Source organism: Propionivibrio sp. (genome assembly GCF_017995515.1).
Taxonomy (GTDB): Bacteria; Pseudomonadota; Gammaproteobacteria; order Burkholderiales; family Rhodocyclaceae; genus Propionivibrio.
In genome coordinates, this window is the sequence record NZ_JAGOIT010000024.1 from 15,113 (window position 1) to 37,996 (window position 22,884).

Annotated in this window: 22 protein-coding genes; 9 read left to right on the plus strand and 13 right to left on the minus strand. The window is 61.2% G+C overall.

All coding sequences use genetic code 11. From position 1 onward, the window contains the following. Positions 1-180 precede the first annotated feature (180 nt). From pilQ to KBA32_RS05915, 5 genes are read right to left on the minus strand one after another with little or no spacing between them, the layout of a single operon-like run. Entirely contained in the window at positions 181-2,274 is a 2,094-nt protein-coding gene (gene pilQ, locus KBA32_RS05895) for a type IV pilus secretin PilQ (protein ID WP_294356443.1), read from the minus strand. Next, complete coding sequence (locus KBA32_RS05900; RefSeq protein WP_294356444.1) at positions 2,271-2,792, minus strand: pilus assembly protein PilP; 522 nt, start codon at positions 2,790-2,792, stop codon at positions 2,271-2,273. Before KBA32_RS05900 ends, pilQ begins: the two co-directional genes overlap by 4 nt. Continuing rightward, positions 2,789-3,466, minus strand: a complete 678-nt coding sequence (locus KBA32_RS05905) for a type 4a pilus biogenesis protein PilO (protein WP_294356446.1) — start codon at positions 3,464-3,466, stop codon at positions 2,789-2,791. Before KBA32_RS05905 ends, KBA32_RS05900 begins: the two co-directional genes overlap by 4 nt. Further along, positions 3,463-4,026 (minus strand): PilN domain-containing protein, encoded by a 564-nt coding sequence (locus KBA32_RS05910; protein WP_294356448.1) that lies wholly within the window; start codon positions 4,024-4,026, stop codon positions 3,463-3,465. The genes KBA32_RS05905 and KBA32_RS05910 overlap by 4 nt, the downstream gene beginning before the upstream one ends. After that, positions 4,023-5,102, minus strand: coding sequence for a pilus assembly protein PilM (locus KBA32_RS05915; RefSeq protein WP_294356450.1), 1,080 nt, complete (start codon positions 5,100-5,102; stop codon positions 4,023-4,025). Before KBA32_RS05915 ends, KBA32_RS05910 begins: the two co-directional genes overlap by 4 nt. Before the next feature lie 193 nt (positions 5,103-5,295). Here KBA32_RS05915 and KBA32_RS05920 point away from each other — a divergent pair, with 193 nt between their 5' ends. Next, positions 5,296-7,596 carry a penicillin-binding protein 1A gene (locus KBA32_RS05920; RefSeq protein ID WP_367113751.1) on the plus strand — a complete coding sequence of 767 codons (2,301 nt, stop codon included), beginning with the start codon at positions 5,296-5,298 and terminating at the stop codon, positions 7,594-7,596. Positions 7,597-7,608: 12 nt separating this feature from the next. Here the strand turns inward: KBA32_RS05920 and cyaY are convergent, their stop codons facing one another. Then, a complete protein-coding gene (gene cyaY / locus KBA32_RS05925; RefSeq protein WP_294356452.1) occupies positions 7,609-7,926 on the minus strand; it encodes an iron donor protein CyaY in 318 nt (105 codons plus the stop codon). A gap of 34 nt (positions 7,927-7,960) precedes the next feature. Between cyaY and KBA32_RS05930 the strand changes: the two genes are divergently transcribed. From KBA32_RS05930 to KBA32_RS05950, 5 genes are read left to right on the plus strand one after another with little or no spacing between them, the layout of a single operon-like run. Then, on the plus strand, positions 7,961-8,134 hold the full coding sequence (locus KBA32_RS05930) for a lipoprotein (protein WP_294356454.1): 174 nt from the start codon (positions 7,961-7,963) through the stop codon (positions 8,132-8,134). Further along, on the plus strand, positions 8,134-9,378 hold the full coding sequence (lysA, locus tag KBA32_RS05935; RefSeq protein WP_294356456.1) for a diaminopimelate decarboxylase: 1,245 nt from the start codon (positions 8,134-8,136) through the stop codon (positions 9,376-9,378). The genes KBA32_RS05930 and lysA overlap by 1 nt, the downstream gene beginning before the upstream one ends. Then, positions 9,375-10,526 (plus strand): efflux RND transporter periplasmic adaptor subunit, encoded by a 1,152-nt coding sequence (locus KBA32_RS05940; RefSeq protein WP_294356458.1) that lies wholly within the window; start codon positions 9,375-9,377, stop codon positions 10,524-10,526. The genes lysA and KBA32_RS05940 overlap by 4 nt, the downstream gene beginning before the upstream one ends. Next, positions 10,526-13,618 (plus strand): efflux RND transporter permease subunit, encoded by a 3,093-nt coding sequence (locus KBA32_RS05945; protein WP_294356460.1) that lies wholly within the window; start codon positions 10,526-10,528, stop codon positions 13,616-13,618. The genes KBA32_RS05940 and KBA32_RS05945 overlap by 1 nt, the downstream gene beginning before the upstream one ends. A 23-nt stretch (positions 13,619-13,641) precedes the next feature. Further along, positions 13,642-14,046 carry an RNA-binding S4 domain-containing protein gene (locus KBA32_RS05950; RefSeq protein WP_294356462.1) on the plus strand — a complete coding sequence of 135 codons (405 nt, stop codon included), beginning with the start codon at positions 13,642-13,644 and terminating at the stop codon, positions 14,044-14,046. A 399-nt stretch (positions 14,047-14,445) separates the two neighbouring features. On the opposite strand, the gene hslU is transcribed toward KBA32_RS05950, so the two are convergent. Then, positions 14,446-15,777: an ATP-dependent protease ATPase subunit HslU gene (hslU, locus tag KBA32_RS05955; RefSeq protein WP_294356464.1), complete on the minus strand. Its 1,332-nt coding sequence runs from the start codon at positions 15,775-15,777 to the stop codon at positions 14,446-14,448. 110 nt (positions 15,778-15,887) lie between these two features. Here hslU and KBA32_RS05960 point away from each other — a divergent pair, with 110 nt between their 5' ends. Together KBA32_RS05960 and KBA32_RS05965 are read left to right on the plus strand one after the other, a co-directional pair. Then, positions 15,888-16,208, plus strand: coding sequence for a hypothetical protein (locus KBA32_RS05960; protein WP_294356466.1), 321 nt, complete (start codon positions 15,888-15,890; stop codon positions 16,206-16,208). After that, complete coding sequence (locus tag KBA32_RS05965) at positions 16,205-17,041, plus strand: HDOD domain-containing protein (protein WP_294356467.1); 837 nt, start codon at positions 16,205-16,207, stop codon at positions 17,039-17,041. Before KBA32_RS05960 ends, KBA32_RS05965 begins: the two co-directional genes overlap by 4 nt. Here the strand turns inward: KBA32_RS05965 and hslV are convergent. From hslV to dapF, 6 genes are all read right to left on the minus strand, one after another. After that, on the minus strand, positions 17,038-17,574 hold the full coding sequence (gene hslV, locus KBA32_RS05970; RefSeq protein ID WP_294356469.1) for an ATP-dependent protease subunit HslV: 537 nt from the start codon (positions 17,572-17,574) through the stop codon (positions 17,038-17,040). The two genes, KBA32_RS05965 and hslV, sit on opposite strands and share 4 nt — an antisense overlap. A gap of 9 nt (positions 17,575-17,583) precedes the next feature. Next, positions 17,584-18,753, minus strand: coding sequence for an STAS domain-containing protein (locus KBA32_RS05975; protein WP_294356472.1), 1,170 nt, complete (start codon positions 18,751-18,753; stop codon positions 17,584-17,586). Between the two features lie 138 nt (positions 18,754-18,891). After that, positions 18,892-19,356 carry a Fur family transcriptional regulator gene (locus KBA32_RS05980; protein ID WP_294356474.1) on the minus strand — a complete coding sequence of 155 codons (465 nt, stop codon included), beginning with the start codon at positions 19,354-19,356 and terminating at the stop codon, positions 18,892-18,894. Between the two features lie 84 nt (positions 19,357-19,440). Beyond that, the gene (xerC, locus tag KBA32_RS05985; RefSeq protein ID WP_294356476.1) at positions 19,441-20,340 is read right to left on the minus strand and encodes a tyrosine recombinase XerC; all 900 of its coding nucleotides are present in this window, start codon (positions 20,338-20,340) and stop codon (positions 19,441-19,443) included. A 24-nt stretch (positions 20,341-20,364) separates the two neighbouring features. Then, positions 20,365-21,018: a DUF484 family protein gene (locus KBA32_RS05990; RefSeq protein WP_294356478.1), complete on the minus strand. Its 654-nt coding sequence runs from the start codon at positions 21,016-21,018 to the stop codon at positions 20,365-20,367. Then, positions 21,015-21,845, minus strand: coding sequence for a diaminopimelate epimerase (gene dapF / locus KBA32_RS05995; RefSeq protein ID WP_294356481.1), 831 nt, complete (start codon positions 21,843-21,845; stop codon positions 21,015-21,017). Before dapF ends, KBA32_RS05990 begins: the two co-directional genes overlap by 4 nt. 179 nt (positions 21,846-22,024) lie before the next feature. Between dapF and KBA32_RS06000 the strand changes: the two genes are divergently transcribed. Next, positions 22,025-22,884: lysophospholipid acyltransferase family protein (locus KBA32_RS06000; RefSeq protein ID WP_294356483.1), on the plus strand; the 860-nt coding region annotated here is incomplete at its 3' end.

Consider the following 22,884-nt stretch of genomic DNA (forward strand, 5'->3'; position numbering starts at 1 on the left):
ATGATTTTACAGAGGAAGTCCCGTGCTCGGCAGATTCCTGTACCAGCGAGACAATCCCCGCGAAGGCGGCAGCAGACGCAACAACTCGTCGAATCGACATCGACGCCGCAAAAAACGCTGAGGGGTGGAAGATTTCTCTGAATCACCACCCCTCATCGGACATCAAGACTGAAAGAGCATCTAGCGGACGCTTAACCCTTCAGCGACGATCTTCGGGGTAATAAATACCAGGAGTTCCGTTTTATCGTCGATCCATTCCCGGTTCTTGAACAGCCAGCCAATATACGGGAGATCGCCGAAGAAGGGGATTCGCTGCGTATTGTCGCGAATCGTCTGCGTATAAACCCCACCGATGACAACGGTTCCACCGTTCTCAACCAACACCTCCGTTTTCACGTGCTTCGTATCGATGGCAACACCGGCCCCCGTCGACAACGTAGTGTTTGGCGTGTCCTTGTTGATATCCAGCGACATCGTGATTTTCCCGTCCGGCGTAATCTGTGGCTTGACCTTCAACGATAGATTTGCCTTGCGGAAGGAAACACTCGTTGCACCAGAACTCGTTGCCTGTTGATAGGGAATTTCCACGCCTTGCTCGATAATGGCTTCGATCTGATTGGCAGTCATCACGCGCGGACTTGATATCACCTTGCCCCGGCCATCCGCCTCAAGCGCCGAGATCTCAGCGTTCAAGAACTTGGTCTTCGCACTATTGAACAGGATCATCGAAAACACCCCCGCATTTCCCGCGCGGGGCGTCGCAGGAAGATTCACGGAACTCGCGTTTGTCAGTGTTGCCTTTGTACTCACCTGACCAGTCATGTAGCCTGTTGCATCAAGACTACCGCCAACCGCGACTCCTGAGTCTCCTCCTCCCGTCGTGTCGTTGAACCCCAGCCGAACACCGATGTTCTTGGCAAAGCTATCGCCAGCCTCGACAATTCTTGCCTCAATCATCACTTGACGAACCGGAGTATCGACTTTTGCGATCATTTCCCGCACGTCATCCAGGCGGCTCGGCGTGTCCTTGACGAACATCATGTTGGAACGATCGTCGAGGAGAGCGCTACCGCGCTTTGAAAGCAAGGTCTGTTTCGGATCGACCAGAAGCTTTTGAACATCAGCTGCTTTAATGTAGTTCATCTGGAAGCTCTCAGTTCTCAAGGGCTCAAGATCGCCAATCTGCGCTTTTGATTCAAATTCAAGCTTCTCTTTCGTAGCGATCTCTTCCCGCGGCGCAATCATGATGACATTCCCGTTCTTGCGCATATCGAGCCCTTTCTGCTGCAGGATGATATCGAGCGCCTGATCCCAAGGAACGTCTTTCAAAATCAATGTAATGGAGCCACCGACCGAGTCGCTCACCACCATGTTCATCCCGGTAAACTCGCCAATAACCTGAAGCAGTCGTCGGACATCAACATTCTGGAAGTTGAGCGACAATTTCTCGCCTTGGTACCCCCCGCGCGAGCCTTGCACCAGTTTGTTCGGATTTTCGACGACGGGCTTGACCTCGATTACGAATTGATTGTCCGTCTGATAGGCGTTGTGCTCCCACAACCCCTTTGGACTAATCGTCATCTGGGCATTTGCACCTTGCTGAATCGTGTTGATCGACACGACAGGAGTCGCAAAGTCGGTCACGTCCATGCGCTTGCGCAGCATTTCAGGGACTCCGACTTTGACAAAGTCGACAACAAGCCGCTCGCCCTGCTGACGAATATCGATACCGGCATTCGAGTCGGCAAGATCAACGCTAATTCTTGCCTCACCGTCTTTGCCACGGCGGAACGAGATATCGCGAATGCTATTCCTGTCTTGCGAAGGACTTGCCTGCGAGAAATGCTCGACACGCGGCGCGGCGCCACCATCCTTGGCACTCGGCGTTAATGAAAGAACCAGTGCATTCCCGTCAATGGCTGTCTCGTAGGTCATCGCTTGCGTCAGATTCAGAACGACTCGCGTGCGGCCATCGGCCTGAATGATGTTCGCGCTCTTCAGCGCACCTTCGTTATAGACCTGCGACGAGGCTCTCAAGCCATTCGCGACGTTGGGGAAATCGAGCGCAATACGCGCTGGCTTGGCCACACTGAAACCCGACGGCAGTTCGCTCAGCGGCTCTTTGAAGGTCATCTTTACGTTGACCACACTCCCTTGTTGAGCGACCGTCATCGCCTCAATGGAATTTTGGCCCGTATCCTGAGCATGTACCGAGATTACTGACAGGCCGAACCACAAGACCATGCTTAGCAGGCAACCTCTGATTTTTCTCACTTTTTCCCCTCCTGTCCCTGCAACATAAGCACACTCTCTCTTTCGGTCCAATCCCCGGCCGGATCCTGAACCAGTTCTTTCAATTTCAACTCAGACTCGGAGATCTGGGTAATAACGCCGAAATTTTGCCCCATGTAATTCCCTGCCCGGACTTGATACAGGGCACCGTCGACCAGGACGATCGCGAATGAAGTACCCTTCCTGGTCATTACCCCGACATACTTCAAGGACTCGAGCGGATACGCCTCAAGCGGTTCGCGCGGACGGTCGAGATCAGGCTGCAAACCACCTCCGCCTCCCTTCTTCTGATCCGGTCCGATTTTTCCTGGTTTGAACGGATCAAGGAGATTTCCCACGTCGTAAGGCACAGCCTCATACGGCTTCACTTGCGGCAATTCAGGAATCTTGCCCTTGATACCTTTAGAGGTCTCCGACATCCATTGACGCAAGTCTTCATGCTCGGTATTTGAGCAAGCAAGCAGCAGCATGCTTAGCAGCACGACAATGGACTTTTTCATTTTTTCTTACCCTTGGTGGCTTTCTTTTCCGCCTTTTTCTTGGCAGCCAGTTCCTCGTCATCAAGGTAGCGGAAAGTCTTTGTCACCGCATCCATCACCAGGCTCCCATCCTTTGCCTGCTGATTGGAGGCTATCGAAATACTGTTGAGCGTCACGATTCTGGATAGTCGCCCGATATCCCCCGCGAACGCACCCAAGTCATGATAATTCCCCGTAAGCCGCACGGTAACGGGCAATTCTGCATAGAAGTCCTTCTGCACTTCCTGACCTGGCTTGAACAACTCGAACTGCAAACCCCGTCCCATTCCGGATTGATTGATCTCGATGAGCAAGGACTCAATCTCGGCCTTGTTTGGCAGTTGTTTCAAAAGCGCGCCAAACGAGCGATCGATCTCGTTCATTTGCTGCTTATACAACTCAAGATTGACAGCCTGTGTCTTCTTGGTAACAAACTCCTCCCGGAGACGGCCTTCTTCCAGACGACGTTCTTCAAGGACGCCTAACTGGTCGTTCCAGACGAACCACCATCCCGCAGCAAGGATCGCCACGAAAAGACCGAGCAGTACCGCGACTCTCGGAAGAAGAGGCCAAGCGCCGACATCGTTGGGACTGAGATTACGAAAATCATCAGCAAGTGACTTCAAATCAAGCTTCGCGGGAGACGCGGCACTCATTTCTTACCCCCCTCAGGCGATTCACGCTTGAGAAATGCAAACAGGCTGAATTCATTCAAACGCCTTTTCTCCACCTGGACCGCCTTGATTTCGACCAACTGAGGTCTTTCCAGCCACGGTGAAGCTTCGATATTCCGCATCAGGGTCGATACTCGGGCACTCGATTGCGCATAACCAACAAGCGATATTTTCGCGTTTTCCTGCTTGATGGACCGGAGATAAACCCCCTCAGGCATCTGCTTTACAAGTTCGCTCAACAAACGAACCGCTTCAGCCCGGTCTCGCTGCAACGACTCGATGATTTGCTTGCGCGCGAGCAACGCTTGTGTCTGCTCCTTCAACTTCTTGATTTCGTCGATTTGCTTGTCGAGAGCGGCTATCTCCGACTTCAGGAAGCTATTCCGCGCCTCTTGGGAGGTGATATAGCCGTCGATAATTGAGTAAGTCAGAAAAACAATCAGACCGGCCAAAACGGAAACCAGGACGAGCAATCCGTAAAACTGCTGCCGCCTGGCCTTCCGCTTTTCCTCCCGATGCGGAAGTAGATTGATTCGAATCATTCGTCAAACCTCCGCAAGGCGAGACCACAAGCGACGACCAGCGAAGGCGCATCCTGCAGGAGATTTTTGGCCTTGACTCGCTCCGAAAGAAGCATGTCCGCAAACGGATTGGCGACCACCGTGTTGATTTGCGTCCGCGACGCAACGGCCTCATCCGCCCCTGGAAGCACCGCACACCCTCCCGAAAGAACAATGTGACTTACCTGGTTAAACTGCGTCGACGTAAAGAAAAACTGTAGCGCTCTGGAAACCTCCAGCGCCATGCTTTCAACAAAAGGTTGCAGTACTTCGGATTCGTAATTGTCGGGCAGGTTATTACGGCGCTTTTCTGTTTCGGCTTCCTCGAAAGTCATGCCAAAAAGACGGGCGACATCCTGTGTCAGTTGATTGCCACCAAAAGCCTGCTCCCGACCATACAGTTGCTGCCCATCGCGAAGCACCGTGAGGCTCATCACGTTGGCGCCAATATCCACCAGCGCGATTACTTGCCCCTTGCCGCCTTCGGGAAGTTGCTTCGAGATCAGATCAAAGGCGGCAAGCGCCGCATAGGACTCGACATCCATGACCACAGCCTTGAGGCCGGCGGACTCAACAACCGCAACACGATCTTCGACCTTTTCCTTTCTCGATGCGGCTATCAGAACCTCGATCTCGTCCGGTGACGAGGGCGCCGGTCCAACAATCTGGAAGTCGAGATTCACTTCCTCAAGCGCGAAAGGTATGTACTGATTTGCCTCAGACTCGACCTGCAGTTCCAATTCCTGCTCGCGCAGCCCTGCAGCCACAATGATCTTTTTTGTAATCACGTGCGACGTTGGCAACGCAATCGCCACCGAGCGCGTTGAGGTAGCCAAGCGCTTCCACGCACGCCGAATCGCCTCGGCGGTCGCTTCCAGATTGACGATATTGCCGTCAGCTACCGCATCCCTCGGCAATACCTCAATCGCGTAGCGCTCTACCCGGAAACCACCTTTTCCATCGCTTCCCAACTCGACCATCTTGACGGCAGAAGAACTGATATCAAGACCAATGAGGGAGCGCGCCTTAGGATTAAAGATCGATAGATCGAGTTGCAAATTGCCACCCCCGAAAAAACCCTTGAATAATTGGTAGTTAGCGCACTTATAGATAATCTACTTTAGATCCTAGCAACAAGTATCCGTCATGTAAAGCCATTAGGATCCGGGCAATTGTACGAAAACCGCCCTGTACCGACCAAGTGGGCCAGAGATTATAATCAGCGGGTGTTGCTCACCACCGGAACTCGCTTTGCCTAACCTTTCCCGCTGGATTCTCTATCCCATCCTGTTCGTCGTCGGACTGTTCGCGATCGCGATCGCAATGGTTGTCGTCGTCCTGACGCTCACTTACCCGAATCTGCCGTCGCTTGAAGTATTGACGGACTATCGCCCCAAGATTCCGCTCCGCGTTTTCACGGTCGACGGCCAGATGATTGGCGAGTTTGGCGAGGAACGGCGCGAAATCATTCGCTTTCCCGATGTTCCGGAAGTGATGAAGCAAGCGATTCTGGCAGCGGAGGACGAACGCTTTTACCAGCACGGTGGCGTCGACGCGCAAGGCATTCTGCGTGCGGCGGTCAGCAATTTCGTTGGCGGCAGCCGGCGCCAAGGAGCGTCAACAATCACGCAGCAGGTGGCAAAGAACTTCTTCCTTTCATCGGAAAAGACTTACGTCCGCAAGCTCTACGAGGCGTTGCTGTCGTTCAAGATCGAACGAAATCTCAGCAAGGATCAGATTTTCGAGTTGTACATCAACCAGATTTTCCTGGGGCAGCGCGCGTACGGCTTTGGCGCCGCGGCACAGATCTACTTTGGCAAGTCGCTCAAGGAACTGACCATCGCCGAAGCGGCGATGCTGGCCGGATTGCCTAAAGCGCCGTCGGCATTCAATCCGGTGGTTAACCCCAAACGCGCACGCCTAAGGCAGCAATACGTACTGCGCAGAATGCACGAACTCGGTTTCATCAATGCCGAACAACACGAAACGGCGACCAAGCAGGCCCTGATCGTAAAGCGCGAAACCAACGTGTTCCCGGTCCATGCCGAGTACGTCGCCGAGATGGCACGGCAGATTGCGGCTGATCGTTTTCCCGACGACGTCTACAGTGCGGGCTTGAAGGTCTACACCACCATCCACCAGGAAGATCAGGAGGCGGCGTACGCGAGCCTCAGGCGCAATGTGCTCGATTACGACCGTCGACACGGTTATCGCGGCGCAGAAGCCTACGTCGAGATGACGGACATCAAGTCCGAACAGGACGAAGCGCTCGACGAACTGCTGCAGGACTATCACGATTCCGAAGATATGCATCCAGCGATTGTCCTGAGCAGCGACACAAAACAGATTCGCGCGTACCGGCGCGGCGGTGACGTAATCACGATCAGCGGCGACGGTCTGAAGTTCGCAGCCCGCATGATTGACGACAAGGCACCCGCCAACAAGCGCTTGCGCCGCGGCGCGGTCATCCGGGTACAGACAGACGCCAAGAACAACTGGCGGATTACGCAAATGCCGGAGGTCGAGGCCGCTTTCCTGTCGGCCGACCCACAGGACGGTTCGATTCGTTCGTTGATTGGCGGATTCGACTTCAACCGCAACAAGTTCAATCATGTCACGCAGGCGTGGCGCCAACCGGGATCGAGCTTCAAGCCATTCATCTATTCCGGCGCGCTCGAAAAAGGCTTCACCCCGGCTTCCATCGTACAGGACGACCCGATCAGCTTCCCTGCGTCGGTAACCGGCAGCCGGGCATGGGAGCCGAAGAACTATGACGGCAAGTACGAAGGCGCGATGCGCCTGCGGACAGCGCTGGCCAAGTCGAAGAACATGGTCTCGATTCGACTCCTGCAAGCCAGTGGCGTGCAATTCATTCAGGACTACGCAACGCGTTTCGGGTTTGACGCCGACAAGCACCCGGCCTACCTGACGATGGCGCTCGGCGCGGGGTCCGTCACGCCTTGGCAAATGGTGGCCGGCTATTCGGTATTTGCCAATGGCGGCTATCGGGTTCAGCCGTACATCGTGCGCGACATCCGCGATGCGAACGGCAACGTGCTGGCCGAAAGCAAGCCGGTCACCGCCGGCGACGAATCGCTGCTGGTGATCGACCCGCGCAACGCGTATCTGATGGACAGCATGCTGCGCGACGTCACCCTCTACGGGACCGCGGCACGCGCCTCGGGCACGCTCAAACGACGCGATCTCGCCGGCAAGACCGGCACCACCAACGAGCATGTCGATGCGTGGTTCTGTGGCTACCAGAGAACGGTCGTCGGTTGCTCGTGGATCGGTTTCGATCAACCCAAGAATCTCGGCAAGGGTGAAACCGGCGGATCGGCGGCGCTGCCCGCCTGGATCGGCTACATGGCAACCGCGTTGAAAGACGTGCCCGAGTCGGTCATGCCGCAGCCCGACGGACTCGTGGCGATGGAGATTACCGGTTCCGGCAAGGGACCGCGCAAGGAGTTTTTCTATCAGGAGAACGTTCCGCCTGCGGACGTGGAATCCGAACCGCCCCCGCAGGACGAGGAATCAAACCCGGTCGACTGATCGCGCTCCGGATCAGTCGAGCTTGATCGATTCGCCCGACTGCGCAGTCAGCAGCACGGAAAGCGACGCCATCAACTCGCTTTGATCGCGGGTATTGCGCCAGACGCTGCCATCCCAGCGGAAGTGAAAACCGCCTGAGCGCGCGGCCACCCAGATTTCCCGGGCCGCCGCGTGACGGTTCACGACGATCTTGCCACCGTCGGGAAACTCGATCTCGAGCACGCCCGAACTGATCATCGCAAAATCCAGATCGGCGCCGCTCCGCTCCAGCCCGGCCTCGATCCGCGTCAGCGCCTCGTCGGCCAGTGCGTTGAATTCGCTATCATTCATCCCGTGCTACCATTTTTCAATTTCGGTTATTCCCATGCGCCAACAACTCACGCTGACCATCCTGCTGGTTTCGACCCTGCTTGGCGCCTGCGGCACGCGCGGCCCGCTGACCCTGCCGCAACCGCCCAAAGAATCGGCCGCTAGCAACGCCACGCGGCCGACAACGCTCACTTCAACCGATCTTAACACGGCAAAAGTACCCTCCTGATGAACGCATTCTCGCTGAAGAACGGCCAACTGCACGCCGAATCCGTCCCGCTTTCCGACGTCGCCGAGCGCTTCGGCACGCCGTGCTACGTCTACTCCTGCGCCGCGCTTGAAGCCGCTTTCGACGAGTTCAAGCGCGAACTCGACGGCGTCGATTCGCTGATCTGCTACGCGGTCAAGGCCAATTCGAACCTCGCGGTGCTCAACGTCTTCGCGCGCCTCGGCGCCGGATTCGACATCGTCTCGCTCGGCGAGTTGAAGCGTGCGCTCGCCGCCGGCGCCGATCCTAAGAAAATCGTCTTTTCCGGCGTCGGCAAGTCGGCTTCGGAAATGGCCTTTGCCCTGGAAACCGGTATTCACTGCTTCAACGTCGAATCCGCGCCTGAACTCGATCGCCTCAACGCCGTCGCCGGTAAGCTAGGGAAGAAAGCGCCGATCAGCCTGCGCGTCAATCCGAACGTCGATGCCAAGACGCACCCGTACATTTCGACAGGACTCAAGGAAAACAAGTTCGGCGTCGCCTACGAGGATGCGCTCAAGATCTACCAGCAGGCCGCCGCGCTGCCCAACCTGGAGGTTGTCGGCATCGACTGCCACATCGGCTCGCAACTGCTCGACCCGGCACCCTTCGCCGAAGCGCTCGACAAGCTGCTGCAACTCATCGACCAACTCCGGTGCAACGGCATCGAGCTGCGCCACATCGACCTCGGCGGCGGACTCGGCATCCGCTACAAGGACGAAGAAGAGCCCTCCGTCAGCTCCTACCTGCAACCGCTGCTCGACGAACTCAAGGGACGAGGACTGAAGATCATGCTGGAACCGGGAAGACGCCTGGTGGGCAACGCCGGCGCGCTGCTCACGCGCGTCGAATACCTGAAGCCCGGCGAGGCGAAGAATTTCGCCATCGTCGACGCGGCGATGAACGACCTCGCGCGCCCGGCGCTCTACGACGCCTGGCACGACATCGTGCCGGTCGTGCCGCGCGACGGTGCGGGCAGCGACTGGGAGATCGTCGGCCCGGTCTGCGAGTCGAGCGACTTTCTCGGCCACCAGCGCGCCTTGAACGTCCAGCCCGGCGATCTGCTCGCCGTCCTGTCGGCCGGCGCCTACGGCATGGTGATGAGCTCCAACTACAACACCCGCCCGCGCGTTGCCGAAGTGATGGTCGACGGAACGCAAATGCACCTGATCCGGCGCCGCGAGACGATCGAGGAACTCTACGCGCTGGAAAGCATATTGCCTTGAACGCCGTTCGCACAGCCCTCCTGCTCGCAAGTTTTCTTGCGCTGGGCGCGTGCAGCGAGGGCGGTGCAAAGAAGCGACCGGAGACGCCGCCGGTTCCCGTGGCGGTAGCCCAGGCCGTGGCGCGGGACATGCCGATCCGCCTGCAAGTCGTCGGTCGCGCGGAAGCCTTCGAGAGCGTGGCGCTGAAAGCGCGCGTCGACGGACAGGTCGCCGCGCTGCTCTTTTCCGAGGGGCAACACGTCAGGCAGGGTGACCTGCTGATTCGCCTCGACCCGGCCGACTTCGCCGCGCGGCTGGCGCAAGCCGAAGCGGGCGTGGCGCGCGACGAAGCGCTGCTGGCCAAGACGCGCGCCGACACGACGCGCTACATGGCGCTCAAGGACCGCAATTTCGTCTCCGAAGAGAAGGTTAACGACACACGCACGAACGAAGCGGCCGCGCTGGCGAACCTGCGCGCGAGCAAGGCGGCCGTCGAAGTCGCACGCCTGCAGCGTTCCTACACCGAGATACGCGCCCCCATTTCCGGCGTCATCGGCGCCCGGCTGGTCTTCCCCGGCTCAACCGTCAAGACCAACGATACGACGCTGGCGGTGATCAACCGCGTTCAGCCCCTGCACGTTTCCTTTCCGATCCCGGAGAAGCACCTGCCACGACTGCGCGCAGCAATGCAGGCGGGCGCGCTCAAGATCGAGGCACAGGCACCGAACGACGCAACCGGTCGTTTTTCCGGCGTGGTCCGTTTCATCGACAACGCCGTCGACGCGGCGACCGGCACCATCCTCGTCAAGGCCGAACTCGACAACGCCGACGAATTGCTGACGCCGGGACAGTTCCTCAACGTGTCCCTGATTCTCGACACGCTGGCGAACGCCGTGACCGTCCCCGACGAAGCCGTGCAGCAAGGCGCGGAAGGCAACTTCGTCTATGTCGTCGTCAGCGACGGCACGGTCGAGATGCGCCGCATCGAGACAGCTGCGTCCGACGCGCAAACAACCGCCGTAGCGAAGGGACTGGCAACCGGAGAGACGGTCGTCACCGACGGCCACCTGCGTCTGACGCCGGGCGCCAAGGTGAAGATCAAGGAAGGCGACAAGGCGCCCGCCGGGAAGACCGACGGCCCGAAGGCCAACGCACCACAGGGCGCCTGATGAACCTGCCCGAGCTTTGCATCCGCCGCCCGGTGATGACGACGCTGCTGATGGCGGCCTTCGTCATCTTCGGCGTCATCGCCTACCGCGCGCTGCCGGTGTCCGAACTGCCCAACGTCGATTTCCCGACCATCTCGGTCAGCGCGAGCCTGCCCGGTGCGTCGCCGGAGACGATGGCCGCTGCGGTGGCGACGCCGCTCGAAGGCCAGTTCTCGACGATCGCCGGCCTCGACTCGATAAGTTCGACCAGCGCGCAGGGCTCGACGTCGATCACCTTGCAGTTCTCGCTCGATCGCAACATCGACGCCGCCGCGCAGGACGTGCAGTCGGCGATCGCCGCCGCGCAGCGCAAGCTGCCGTCGGGCATGCCCTCGCCGCCCTCGTTCCGCAAGGTCAACCCGGCCGACTCGCCGGTCTACTTCATCGCCCTCTCGTCGCCGACGCTGCCGTTGCCGGTGGTCAACGAGTACGCCGAGACGCAGCTCGCGCAGCGCCTGTCGACCGTCGCCGGCGTCGCGCAGGTGCTCGTTTTCGGTTCGCAGAAATACGCCGTGCGCATCCGCACCAACCCGGACCAGCTCGTCGCCCGCGATCTCGGCATCGACGAGCTGCAGAAGGCGATCGCCGCCGCCAACGTCAACCAGCCGCTCGGCGTCTTCGACGGCGCGCGGCAGAGCTTTTCGATCAAGGACAACGGCCAGTTGCAGACCGCTGCCGACTATCGGCCGCTGATCGTCGCCTGGCGCAACGGCGCGCCGATCCGGCTCGAGGACGTCGCGACGCCGATCGACGGCGTCGAGAACCAGCGCATCGCCAGCTGGAACGTCGACAAGCGCGCGATCGTACTCGCCATCCAGCGCCAGCCAGGCGCCAACACGATCGAGACCGTCCGCTCGATCGAGAAGCTCCTGCCCAGTTTCCAGGCCAACCTGCCGGCGGCAATCGAGATGAACACGCTCTACGACCGCAGCATCTCGATCAGCGAGAGCGTGCATGACGTCCAGGTCACGCTCCTCATCGCCGGTTTCCTCGTCATCCTGGTCATCCTGCTATTCCTGCGCAACCTGTCGGCGACGGTCATCCCGGCGCTGGCGCTGCCGATCTCGGTCATCGGAACGTTCGCTGCCATGTACGCGCTCGGTTTCAGTCTCGACAACCTCTCGCTGCTGGCGCTCACCCTCGCCGTCGGCTTCGTCGTCGATGACGCGATCGTCATGCTCGAGAACATCATCCGCCACATCGAACGCGGCGAAACGCCGATGCAGGCGGCGATCCAGGGCTCGCGAGAAATCGGCTTCACGATCATCTCGATGACCGTCTCGCTGATCGCCGTGTTCATTCCCGTGCTGTTCATGCGCGGCATCGTCGGCCGTCTGCTGCACGAGTTCGCGGTGACGATCTGCGCGGCGATCCTGGTTTCCGGTGTCGTCTCGCTGACGCTGACGCCGATGCTGTGCAGCCGCTACCTGCGCCATTCCCGGCCAGAGCAACACGGACGCGTCTTCCGCCTCTTCGAGCGTTTCTTTGACGCCTGGCTCCGGCTCTATGAAACGACGCTGCGTGCCGCCATGGCGCACCCGCGCACGGTACTCGTCGGTTTTCTCGCCACCGTCGTGCTCAGCGCAATGCTCTTTTCGTCGATCCCGAAAGGATTCCTGCCGAGCGGCGACAGCGGGCAGATCACCGCATCGACCGAAGGCGCGCAGGACATCTCCTTTGCCGCGATGATCGAGCGCCAGCGCGCCGTCGCGGCGATCATCGCGCAGGACGCGAATGTCCGCTCGTTCATGTCGTCGGTGGGCGGCGGCGGGCCGCGCTCGACGGCGAATACCGGCTCGCTCAACCTGATCCTCAAGCCGCGCAGCGAACGCGCGCTGTCGGCCGACGAGATCATCCAGGCGTTGCGCCCCAAGCTCGCCGCCGTTCCCGGCATCAAGGTCTACATGCAGAACCCGCCGGCAATCCGCATCGGCGGCCAGCAGACGTCGTCGCTCTACCAATACACGCTGCAGAGCACCGACCTCAAGGAGCTCTACCACTGGACCGACGTCCTGCTCGGGGAAATCCGCCAGCTGCCCGGTTTCGTCGACGTCACCAGCAACCTCAACAATCAGCGGCCGGTCGTCGAGATCGAGGTCGACCGCGACAAGATCGCCAGCTACGGCCTCGGCTTCGCGCAGGTCGAGGACGCGTTGCAAAGCGCCTACGGTTCGCGCCAGATCTCGACGATCTACGGCGCGGCGAGCCAGTATCAGGTGATCCTCGAAGTCGCCCCGGAATTCCAGAGCGACCCGGCCATGCTCGCGCGCATCCACGTGCGCGCCTCCAACGGCAAGCTGATCCCGCTCGACACCGTAACGCACGTTCGGCGTTCAACCGAAGCGCTGACGATCAACCACCAAGGCCAGCTGCCCTCGGTCACCATCTCGTTCAACCTGCAACCCGGCGTTTCGCTCGGCGAGGCGGTCGACCGCATCAAGGCGCGGGAAGCCGAACTGCGCTTGCCGGCGTCGCTCAACACGGGGTTGCAGGGCACCGCCCAGGCCTTCGAGGCGTCGCTGCAGGGACTCGGCATCCTGCTGCTGATCGCCGTGCTCGTCGTCTATCTCGTGCTCGGCATCCTCTACGAGAGCTTCATCCATCCGCTGACCATCCTCTCCGGGCTGCCGTCGGCGGCGCTCGGCGCGCTAATCACGCTCATGCTCTTCGGCGTCGACCTCAGCCTCTACGCCTTCGTCGGCGTCATCATGCTGATCGGTATCGTCAAGAAGAACGCGATCATGATGATCGACTTCGCGCTCGAGCGGCAGCGCCACGAGAAGACGCCGGCGCGCGAGGCGATCTTCCAGGCCTGCCTGATCCGCTTCCGCCCGATCATGATGACGACGATGGCCGCGCTCGTCGGCACGCTGCCCATTGCCGCCGGCTGGGGCGCCGGCGCCGAAGTGCGGCAACCGCTCGGTCTTGCCGTCGTCGGCGGCCTCTTGCTCTCACAGGTGCTCACCCTGTACCTGACGCCCGTCATCTACCTCTACCTCGACCGCTTCACGCGCAAGGAACAGGCGGCGCACGCCGCGTTCGAAGCCGATTAGCAGCACGTTTCAATAAAGACCTCATGGCAACCACCGAAAGTTCCCCGCTTACCAGCCAGCGCATCGACAAGTGGCTGTGGTGCGCCCGCTTCTTCAAGACCCGCTCGCTCGCCACGCAGGCGATTCATGGCGGGCATGTCAAGCTCAACGGCTACGCGGTCAAGCCCGCTCGCGACCTGCGCGTGGGCGACCTGCTCGACATCGCGATCGGCGACGTCAAGTGGACGATCGCGGTGTGCGGCCTCAACGAGCAACGCCGGCCGGCGAGCGAGGCGCAGCAGCTTTACGCCGAGACGCCGGAGAGCAGCGCCCGACGCGAAGCGGCGAAGGACGCGCGCAAACTCGCGCCCAGCCCCGGCAGCGACCTGCGCGGCCGCCCGACGAAGAAGGCACGGCGCCAGATTCGCGGCTTCAACGAGAGTTACTAAACAACGGCCGCCGTCAACGGCATGTGCGGCGACAATCCGCGCCTGACGGCCGAGCGTGCCACCTTCATCGCCGAACACGCAACGCTGGCCACGGAGGACGGCTTCGGCTTCGTCTTCGCCGGCGACCCGCGCCATCGCTGGATCAACCCGGTGCTCTATCCGCTCGACGAGGCCAAGGCCTGCTGGCGCCGCGTGAGCGCGCCGACGCTGTGGGTCGCCGGACGCGATTCGGTGATGATGAAGCCCTTCGCCGCCAATCCCGAGGATTACCAGGCGCGCATGAACTGCTTCGCCCGGGTACGCGAAGTATTGATCGACGACTGCGGGCACAACCTGCATCACGACCAGCCGGAGCAACTCGCCGCCCGGCTGGGTGAATTCTTCGCAGAGCAAAAACGACTACAGCACGAAGCGCGAGAGATCCTCGTTCCTGGCGAGCTCGGTCAGGCGGCTATCGACGTACTCGGCGTTGATGCGGATCGCCTCGGCGCCCTTGCTGCCGGCGCTGAACGACACTTCTTCGAGCAAGCGCTCCATCACCGTGTACAGCCGGCGCGCGCCGATGTTCTCGGTCCGTTCATTGACCGACCACGCCACCTCGGCCAGGCGCTGGATGCCGTCGGCCTCGAATTCGAGGGTCACGCCCTCGGTCGCCATCAGCGCCTGATACTGCATGGTCAGGCAGGCGTCGGTCTGCGTCAGGATGCGTTCAAAGTCAGCGACCGACAGCGAATCGAGTTCGACGCGGATCGGAAAGCGCCCCTGCAGTTCAGGGATCAGGTCGGACGGCTTGGCCAGATGGAAGGCGCCGCTGGCGATGAACAGGATGTGGTCGGTGCGGATCATGCCGTACTTGGTCGACACCGTCGTCCCTTCGACGAGCGGCAGCAGGTCGCGCTGCACGCCTTGGCGCGAGACATCGGCGCCGTGCGAATCGCTGCGCGAGGTGATCTTGTCGATCTCGTCGAGGAAGACGATGCCGTTCTGCTCCACATTGCGCACGGCGTCGAGCTTCACTTCCTCGTCATTGACCAGCTTGCCGGCCTCTTCGTCGATGAGCAGCTTGCGCGCCTCGCTGATCTTCAGCTTGCGCGACTTCTTGCGCGCCCCGCCCATGTTCTGGAACATGCCCTGGATCTGCGTCGTCAGTTCTTCCATGCCCGGCGGCGCAAAAATCTCGGCCTGCATCGACGGCCCGGCGACTTCGATTTCGATCTCCTTGTCGTCGAGCTCGCCCTCGCGCAGCTTCTTGCGGAATTTCTGCCGCGTCGCGTTCTCGTCGGTCGATTGCGTGTCGTTGTAGAAACCGCCCTTCGCCGGCGGCAGCAGCACGTCGAGGATGCGATCCTCGGCCGCATCCTCGGCGCGCATGCGCACCGCCTTCATCGCCACCTCGCGGCCGTTCTTGATGGCGATTTCGGCGAGATCGCGGATGATCGTTTCGACGTCGCGCCCGACGTAGCCGACCTCGGTGAATTTCGTCGCCTCGATCTTGATGAACGGCGCGTTGGCCAGCCGCGCCAGGCGGCGCGCGATCTCGGTCTTGCCGACGCCGGTCGGCCCGATCATCAGAATGTTTTTCGGCGTGATCTCCTGGCGCAACGGCTCGCCGACCTGCGCGCGCCGCCAGCGGTTGCGCAGCGCAATCGCCACGGCCTTCTTGGCCTTGCCCTGGCCGACGATGTGCTTGTCGAGTTCGTGAACGATTTCCTGCGGAGTCATCTGCGTCATGGCGGTTCTGCACTATCAAACGGAACAAGGGCGTTATGTTCTCATCGTCCCACCGCTGTGGCAAACTCGCGCGAACTCAACTCACGCCGAATCGCCGACTGGAGCTGTGAATGAAAACACGCGCGCTGTGCTTGTCGCCCGGACGAGTCGCTCCCGGCATGACGCTGGCCAGGGCGGTCACCGACCGCGAAGGCAACACGCTGCTCGCCGCCGGCGCCGTGCTCGACTCGGCAATGCTCGACCGCCTGATCCGCCGCGGTGTCGAAGCGATGGCCGTGCTCGTTGCCGATACGCGCGACGCCGACGCCATCGCCAGCGAACTGGCCGCCGCCGAAGCGCGCGTCGCCTACATCTTTCGCGGCCAGGGCAGTGAGTCGCGCAACGCACTGCAGAAGGCCGTCCTCGACTACCGGCTGGAGAACACGCGATGAGCGCGCCGCGCCTGGAAGACCTCGGCACCTGGACGGATAAGCTGCCGTCGCTGCCGGAAGTCGTGCATTACCTGATGCGCTCGCTCAGCGACGAGAGCGCCGACATCGACACGCTCGCCCATCACATCAATTCGGACCCGGTCATCGTCGCCCGCCTGCTCGCGGCGGCAAATTCGGTCGGTTCCGGGCTGTCGACGCGCATCCATTCGGCCAGGCAGGCCTTCCTCGTCCTCGGCGCCAATCGCGTCGTCAGCATCGTCCTGGCATCGGCGCTGAGCCACCGCTTCGACCACCAGGGATCGGGCTTCGACACGCGCATCCTCTGGCGCCACTCGCTCGGCGTCGCCGCCTGCGCACAGGTCGTCGCCGAAGAGTGCGGCATCAACCCCGACATGGCGTTCACCGGCGGCCTGCTGCACGACATCGGCCAATTGCTGATGCATACCGCCAGTCCGGCAAGCTACCTGCGGGTGCTGGAACTGAGGACCAGTGAAGACGTCGCGCTGCTCGACGCCGAACGCACGGTATTCGGCTACAGCCACACGGATGCGGGGAAAACGCTGGCGCTGTCCTGGAAGCTGCCGGAGGAAATCGTCGAGGCGATCGTCGCCCACCACGAGCCTGACGAAGTGGGCAGCGAGATCGGCAACCTGATCCACGTCTGCGAAGTCCTCAGCCACGCGCTGGACCTCGGCGAGCAACCAAACAACCGGGTGGCCGAACTATCGGACCTCGCCCGCGCCAGCCTCGGCCTCTCCTGGCCGAAGCTTTCGGCGCGCTTTGCCGAAATCGAGGCGCGCTACGACGGCTTCAGCGTCGCCCTGGGAATTTAGTCAAGCGACTCGATCGTGAAGTTGCGGTTCGTGTAGATGCACAGGTCGCCGGCGATCTCGAGCGACTTGCGGATCACCTCGACCGGCTCGATCTCGGTATTTTCGATCAGCGCGCGCGCCGCCGACTGCGCGTAGGCGCCGCCGGAACCGATGGCGACGATGCCCTGCTCCGGTTCGAGCACGTCGCCGTTCCCGGTGATGACCAGCGAGTTGTCGCGATCGGCGACTGCGAGCATCGCTTCCAGTCGACGCAAGGCACGATCGCTGCGCCAATCCTTGGCCAGTTCCACCGCCGAACGCAGCAGATTGCCCTGATGCTTGTCGAGCTTGGCTTCGAAGCGCTCGAACAGCGTAAACGCGTCGGCGGTACCGCCGGCAAAGCCGGCCAGAATCCGCCCCTGATGAATCAGCCGGACCTTGCGCGCGCTCGCCTTGATGACGATGTTACCCAGCGTCACCTGGCCGTCGCCGCCCATGGCGACGCGATTGCCGCGACGCACCGACAGAATGGTCGTGCCGTGATATTGCTCCATTGCTACGTCCTAGTGTTTTTCGAAAACGATGGCCGCGACTGCCGTCAGGCCGACGACGCCGAACAGTTCGGCGACCAGATGATTGGGGTGATGGAAAACGATCTGCCGCCCCGTGCGCTTGACCAGCGACAGAACGTTGAGCAAGGCCCCAGCGCTGATGAAATCAATGCGCCGCAAGGCGCCACAAGAAATGACGACCGGACTGTGCACTTCGGCGTAGGCCGCCAGGTCGACGAAGCGCGACGACTTGACTTCGCCCGACAGCACGTAGGTCTCGCCGTGCACGACCGGCTCGGGCGCCTGCACCTCGGGCTCGGGCTTGGCGACGCGCTGCGCCTCCCACGAAGGCGGCGACACCTCGAAGGTCACGGCGTAATTGATTGCTGCATCCTCAAACGCATCGTGCTGCCCCTGCAGTTGCAGGAGTTCGATGAGCAGCAGCCAGCATTCCTGATTCTCGGGCACACCGACTTCGACGCATGGTTCGATCAGCGCCAGCAGCGATTCCCGTCCCAGCAGCTCGATTTCCCAGCGCGCCTTCCTGGCGCGTTGCAGACAGCCGAGCAGCAAGCCGCAACCGCCGGCGTCGACACGCGTCACCTTCGACAGATCGAGGCGAAGCTTCGGGTTCTTTTCGAGTGCCTGCTGGATCGCCTCTAAAGCGGATTGATTGTCGCCGGTCAATTCACCGCGGAACAACACGCTGCCGGCCGCGGCACTCGCCGGCTTGCCTTTCGCGCGTCCGACGGAGGCGTCCTTCCACGCCGGCGGGCTTTTCTCCAACGCCCGCACATAATCGATCGCCAGCGCCTCGAACGGCACCTTCTGCCCAAGCAGGCGATAAAGGTCGAAGAGCATCAGCCACAAGCGCTCGCCCGATGCCGTCTGCGCGGCGTGCACCGCGTTCTCCAGCACCACGCGCACGGCCTCGTCCTGGCCGTTGGCGAACAGCACGGCGGCCTCTTCAATGGCCGCATCGATCGGATCAACGTCGCCTTCGATCTGAAAGTCGGGTGAACTCTCGCTGAACACGAAGTCGGAGAACTCAATCGCAGAATCCGTGAAGTTCGTTCCCTCGTCTGAAGCCTTGTCTGGCTGCACGGGTACCGGCTTCGCTTCCTCCGGCGGCGCAGCCCCCCCTTCCTTCGGCCGCGGCACGGCGGCTGGTTTGGCCACCATCTTTTGCGGCGTTTTTTTGAAGAAGGAGAAAACCATACCGGCAGGACAATCAGCAAATGGGAAAACGGAGACTTGTTTTAACACATCGCCCAAGGGACTGCAATTTGTCACACTCATTCCGCAACAATGCTTCGGTTATCACTTGCTCGTCGATTCAAGCTTCGTCGTTGGCGGGTTCTCCGGCCCGCAATTGGCACAGCAGCCGCGCAAATCGAAGTCGGCGCGCGAAAGCGAGAAACCGTCGGGCATGGCGGGCGGCGACGGCGGGGCCTGATCGAGACAGAAGACCTTGCCGCAACTGTCGCAGCGAAAATGGACGTGCTTGGCGTGTTCGCTTTCGGCCGCGATGGAAAAGCGGAACACACGCTGGGCGTCGGCGCTCTTGTGCGCCAGACCGTTTTCAACCAGCCAGTCGAGCACGCGATAAAGCGTCACACGATCGAGCGCCGATTCGCCCAAGGCCTGTTCGATCTCGTGGTGACTCAAGGCCCCCGGCGTTGCGCGCAACACCTGCAGCACACGGATGCGCGCCGGCGTCGCGCGCGCGCCGCAACGGCGGATTTGCTCGGCGACTGAATCGGCATCGAGAGGAGTTGGCGACACGGGGAGAAACCTGCCAGAGAGATACGCTGAATTTAACCACAGCGTGAAAATCAGATGCAACCCGGTTGCACCCGGAACAGCGGCCTATTTTCGCCGGGCGCGCGGATGCGCCGAGTCATAGACCTTCGCCAAATGCTGAAAATCAAGATGCGTGTAGACCTGCGTCGAGGCGATGCTGGCATGACCGAGCATTTCCTGCACCGCGCGCAAGTCGCCCGATGATTGCAGGACGTGCGAGGCGAACGAATGGCGCAGCATGTGCGGGTGAACGTGCATCGGCAGTCCTTGCGCCACCGCCAGACGGGCGAGTCGCTCCTCGATCACGCGCGGACTGATGCGGCGGCCACGCTTGCCGACAAACAGAGCGATCTCGTCCGACAGTGCCATCTCATTCCGATGGCAGGCCCAGGCTTCGAGCGCGAGGCGCGCCTGGCTGCCCACCGGAACGATACGATCCTTGTTGCGTTTGCCGAGGACACGGACTTCGCCATTCCTCACTTCTTCGAGGCACGCGACGTCGAGCGTGGCGAGTTCGGCGAGGCGCAAGCCGGACGAATAGAAGAGCTCGAACATCGCTTTGTCGCGCATCGCCGCAGCATCTTCGGGCGAAACGTCGAGCAGGCGGTTGGCCTCATCCGGCGAAAGAACCTTGGGCAAGGGCTTGGGGCTTTTCGGCGCGCGCACACCCTCGACCGGGTTGAGCGCCGTTTCGCCGCGCAGCCCAAGCCAACGGTAGAAACCGCGCCAGGCGGATAGGGCGCGCGCCAGCGAACGTCCGCCAAGACCACGCGCATGGAGTTGGGCGACGAAGCGGCGAATGTGATGCGAGCGCACCGTCGCGAACGCGTCGATGTCGCTCGTTTCAGCGATCAAGGCACACAACAGCCGCAGATCGCGCCCGTAGTTGCTGACCGTGTGCGACGATTGCCGCCGCAGCTGCGCGAGTTCGTCGAGGTATTGATCGACCGTGTCGAGCGGCGACATCGAGAACCCGCGTCGAATCGGCGCTTAACGCAAGACCCGCGCCAGCGCGGCCGAGGCCATTTCGCCAAGACGTTCGAGATAGAGCGTGCCCATACCGGCGTAAAAACGCTGCGCGTCTTCGCTCCCGAGCGCGATCATGCCGATCGTGCCGCCGCCGTTGCGCATGGCGATCAGCGCCTGCGAACGTACCTGCTTCGATGCCTCGCCGAACCACGACGACGTCTCGAAACCGGAGGTTGAGCCGCAGTAGGGCTGACCCAACGTTTCGGCGAACGCCTGCAATTCGGCGCTGACCTCGGTGAATTCCGGCAGTTCATCCGCATTGTCCGGGCGATTCCAGAGGCGCAAGGCCACGTGCGGAATGGAGAAGTCGTCGCGAAGATGGAAATTCAGCGTGTGCAGCACCGACTGGAACGATGCGGCAGCGATCATCGCGACACCGAGACGATGCATCTTTTCGCTGATCGAATCGTTCTCCTCGCCGAACTGGAGCAGCTCGTTCATCTTGACCTCGAGCTGCTTGTTCTTGTCGCGCAGGCTCAGCATCTGGCGCTCGGTGATCGAGATCGTCCGCCCGCCGTGCGGATGCGGGATCACCATGTGCGACATCAGCTCCGCATGCTCCTCGAAGAACTGTGGGTGATCCTGCAGGTACTGCGCAATTTCCTCTGACTTCATAGTTCAATCTCTCCGTGAAAGACGGTCACCGCCGGACCCGTCATCATTACAGGCAGCCCGCGGCCGCCCCAGGCAATCGTGAGTTCTCCGCCGCGCGTGGTCACGCACACCGGTGAATCGAGCAGTCCGCGCGCAATTCCGGCGACGACGGCAGCGCACGCACCCGTTCCGCAAGCCAGCGTCTCGCCGGCACCGCGTTCAAAGACGCGAAGGCGGATCGAATCACGCCCGGTGATCTGCATGAAACCGGCGTTCACCCGCTGCGGGAAGCGCGGATGCGCTTCGATCTGCGGCCCCTGGATCGCCACCGGCGCCCGATCGACGTCGACGACGACCTGCACGGCGTGCGGGTTGCCCATCGAGACAGCGGTGATGCCGACGGTCGCGCCATCGAGTGCGAGCGGCTGGACGAGTTCGGTGGTGTCGCTGACGAACGGGATCCTCGCCGGCTCAAACTCCGGGATGCCCATGTCGACGGTCACATTGCCATCATCACCCAGACGCGGCGAGATGATTCCTTTCATGGTCTCCACACGAATTTCGCGCTTGGTGGTCAAGCCCTGCTCATGCACGAAACGGACGAAGCAACGCGCGCCGTTGCCGCACTGCTCGACTTCGCCACCGTCAGCGTTGAAGATCCGGTAGCGGAAATCGACATCGGGCCGAGCGGACTTTTCGACCAGCAGAATCTGGTCGCAGCCGACGCCGAAATGTCGGTCGCCGAGATGGCGCAACTGCTCGGGCGACAGCGCCAGTGACTGGCGAACGCCGTCGAGCACGACAAAATCGTTGCCCAGCCCCTGCATTTTCGAGAACTTGATTCGCATAGCCCGCAGCCCTGCCGCCACCAGAATCCGAGCATTATAGAGTCGTCGAAGGCAAAACCGCGCCGAACGTCAGTTGCTTCGACGATGGTTGGCGCAAGTAATTGGCAATACAATGCGCCACCAACACGACACGCACTCGACCGACCGACTTTTTGCCGCTTTTCGACCGCCCCGATACCATGCTTCGCAGCGCCCTCACCTACCCCGCGATATTCATCCTCTGGCTACTCCATTTTCTGCCACTCCCCATGCTGGCAGCAGTCGGGCGGGGATTTGGCCGATTGCTTTACGTCGTTGGCAAGCAACGCCGCCGGGTCGTGACGATCAACCTGGAATGGTGCTTTCCCGATCTCTCGCCAGCAGAACGCAAGCAACTGGCAATTGAACATTTCCAAGCGCTCGGGCGCAGCCTGCTCGAACGCGGATTGCTCTGGTGGAGCAGCAAGGAACGCCTTGATCGCCTGATTCGCGTTGAAGGCGCCGACAAGATCCGTTCGTTGCTCGATGCGGGAACGCCCGTCATGCTGCTGGCGCCCCACTTCCTCGCGCTCGACGCCGGCGGTGTCGGCATCGCCATGCGCTTCGACTCGGTCAGTATCTACGCGGCGCAAACTAATCCGCTCATCGACAAGCTATTGCTGCGCGGCAGAAACCGCTTCGGCAACCAACAACTGCTCTCGCGCCAGGACGGCGTACGCGCAACGGTGCGCGCCATGAAGGCGGGCAGGCCCTTCTACTATCTGCCGGACCTCAACGCACGCCGGCAAGGTTCGATCTTCGTGCCATTCTTCGGCCACGCGACAGCAACGATCACCGGGCTCTCACGCCTGTCACGCGCTGCTGGCGCCAAGGTACTCTCCTGCGTCACGCGCATGCTGCCGGACGGGCAAGGCTACGTCGTCGAAATCGGCGACGCCTGGGAGAACTTCCCGACCGAGGACGCCGAAGCGGACACGGCACGGATGAACCGATGGATCGAGGAAAAGATCCTCACCATGCCCGGGCAGTACTACTGGGTCCACCGGCGCTTCAAGACGCG

What these genes read in the sequence shown, in the direction of transcription:
- KBA32_RS05950 (WP_294356462.1), top strand. Translation starts at nt 13,642, where the DNA reads ATGGCAACCACCGAAAGTTCCCCGCTTACCAGCCAGCGCATCGACAAG.
- KBA32_RS05930 (WP_294356454.1), top strand. Translation starts at nt 7,961, where the DNA reads ATGCGCCAACAACTCACGCTGACCATCCTGCTGGTTTCGACCCTGCTT.
- dapF (WP_294356481.1), bottom strand. Translation starts at nt 21,845, where the DNA reads ATGCGAATCAAGTTCTCGAAAATGCAGGGGCTGGGCAACGATTTTGTC.
- KBA32_RS05910 (WP_294356448.1), bottom strand. Translation starts at nt 4,026, where the DNA reads ATGATTCGAATCAATCTACTTCCGCATCGGGAGGAAAAGCGGAAGGCC.
- KBA32_RS05990 (WP_294356478.1), bottom strand. Translation starts at nt 21,018, where the DNA reads ATGAAGTCAGAGGAAATTGCGCAGTACCTGCAGGATCACCCACAGTTC.
- KBA32_RS05905 (WP_294356446.1), bottom strand. Translation starts at nt 3,466, where the DNA reads ATGAGTGCCGCGTCTCCCGCGAAGCTTGATTTGAAGTCACTTGCTGAT.
- cyaY (WP_294356452.1), bottom strand. Translation starts at nt 7,926, where the DNA reads ATGAATGATAGCGAATTCAACGCACTGGCCGACGAGGCGCTGACGCGG.
- KBA32_RS05960 (WP_294356466.1), top strand. Translation starts at nt 15,888, where the DNA reads ATGAAAACACGCGCGCTGTGCTTGTCGCCCGGACGAGTCGCTCCCGGC.
- xerC (WP_294356476.1), bottom strand. Translation starts at nt 20,340, where the DNA reads ATGTCGCCGCTCGACACGGTCGATCAATACCTCGACGAACTCGCGCAG.
- KBA32_RS05900 (WP_294356444.1), bottom strand. Translation starts at nt 2,792, where the DNA reads ATGAAAAAGTCCATTGTCGTGCTGCTAAGCATGCTGCTGCTTGCTTGC.
- KBA32_RS05975 (WP_294356472.1), bottom strand. Translation starts at nt 18,753, where the DNA reads ATGGTGGCCAAACCAGCCGCCGTGCCGCGGCCGAAGGAAGGGGGGGCT.
- KBA32_RS05945 (WP_294356460.1), top strand. Translation starts at nt 10,526, where the DNA reads ATGAACCTGCCCGAGCTTTGCATCCGCCGCCCGGTGATGACGACGCTG.
- lysA (WP_294356456.1), top strand. Translation starts at nt 8,134, where the DNA reads ATGAACGCATTCTCGCTGAAGAACGGCCAACTGCACGCCGAATCCGTC.
- hslU (WP_294356464.1), bottom strand. Translation starts at nt 15,777, where the DNA reads ATGACGCAGATGACTCCGCAGGAAATCGTTCACGAACTCGACAAGCAC.
- hslV (WP_294356469.1), bottom strand. Translation starts at nt 17,574, where the DNA reads ATGGAGCAATATCACGGCACGACCATTCTGTCGGTGCGTCGCGGCAAT.
- KBA32_RS05965 (WP_294356467.1), top strand. Translation starts at nt 16,205, where the DNA reads ATGAGCGCGCCGCGCCTGGAAGACCTCGGCACCTGGACGGATAAGCTG.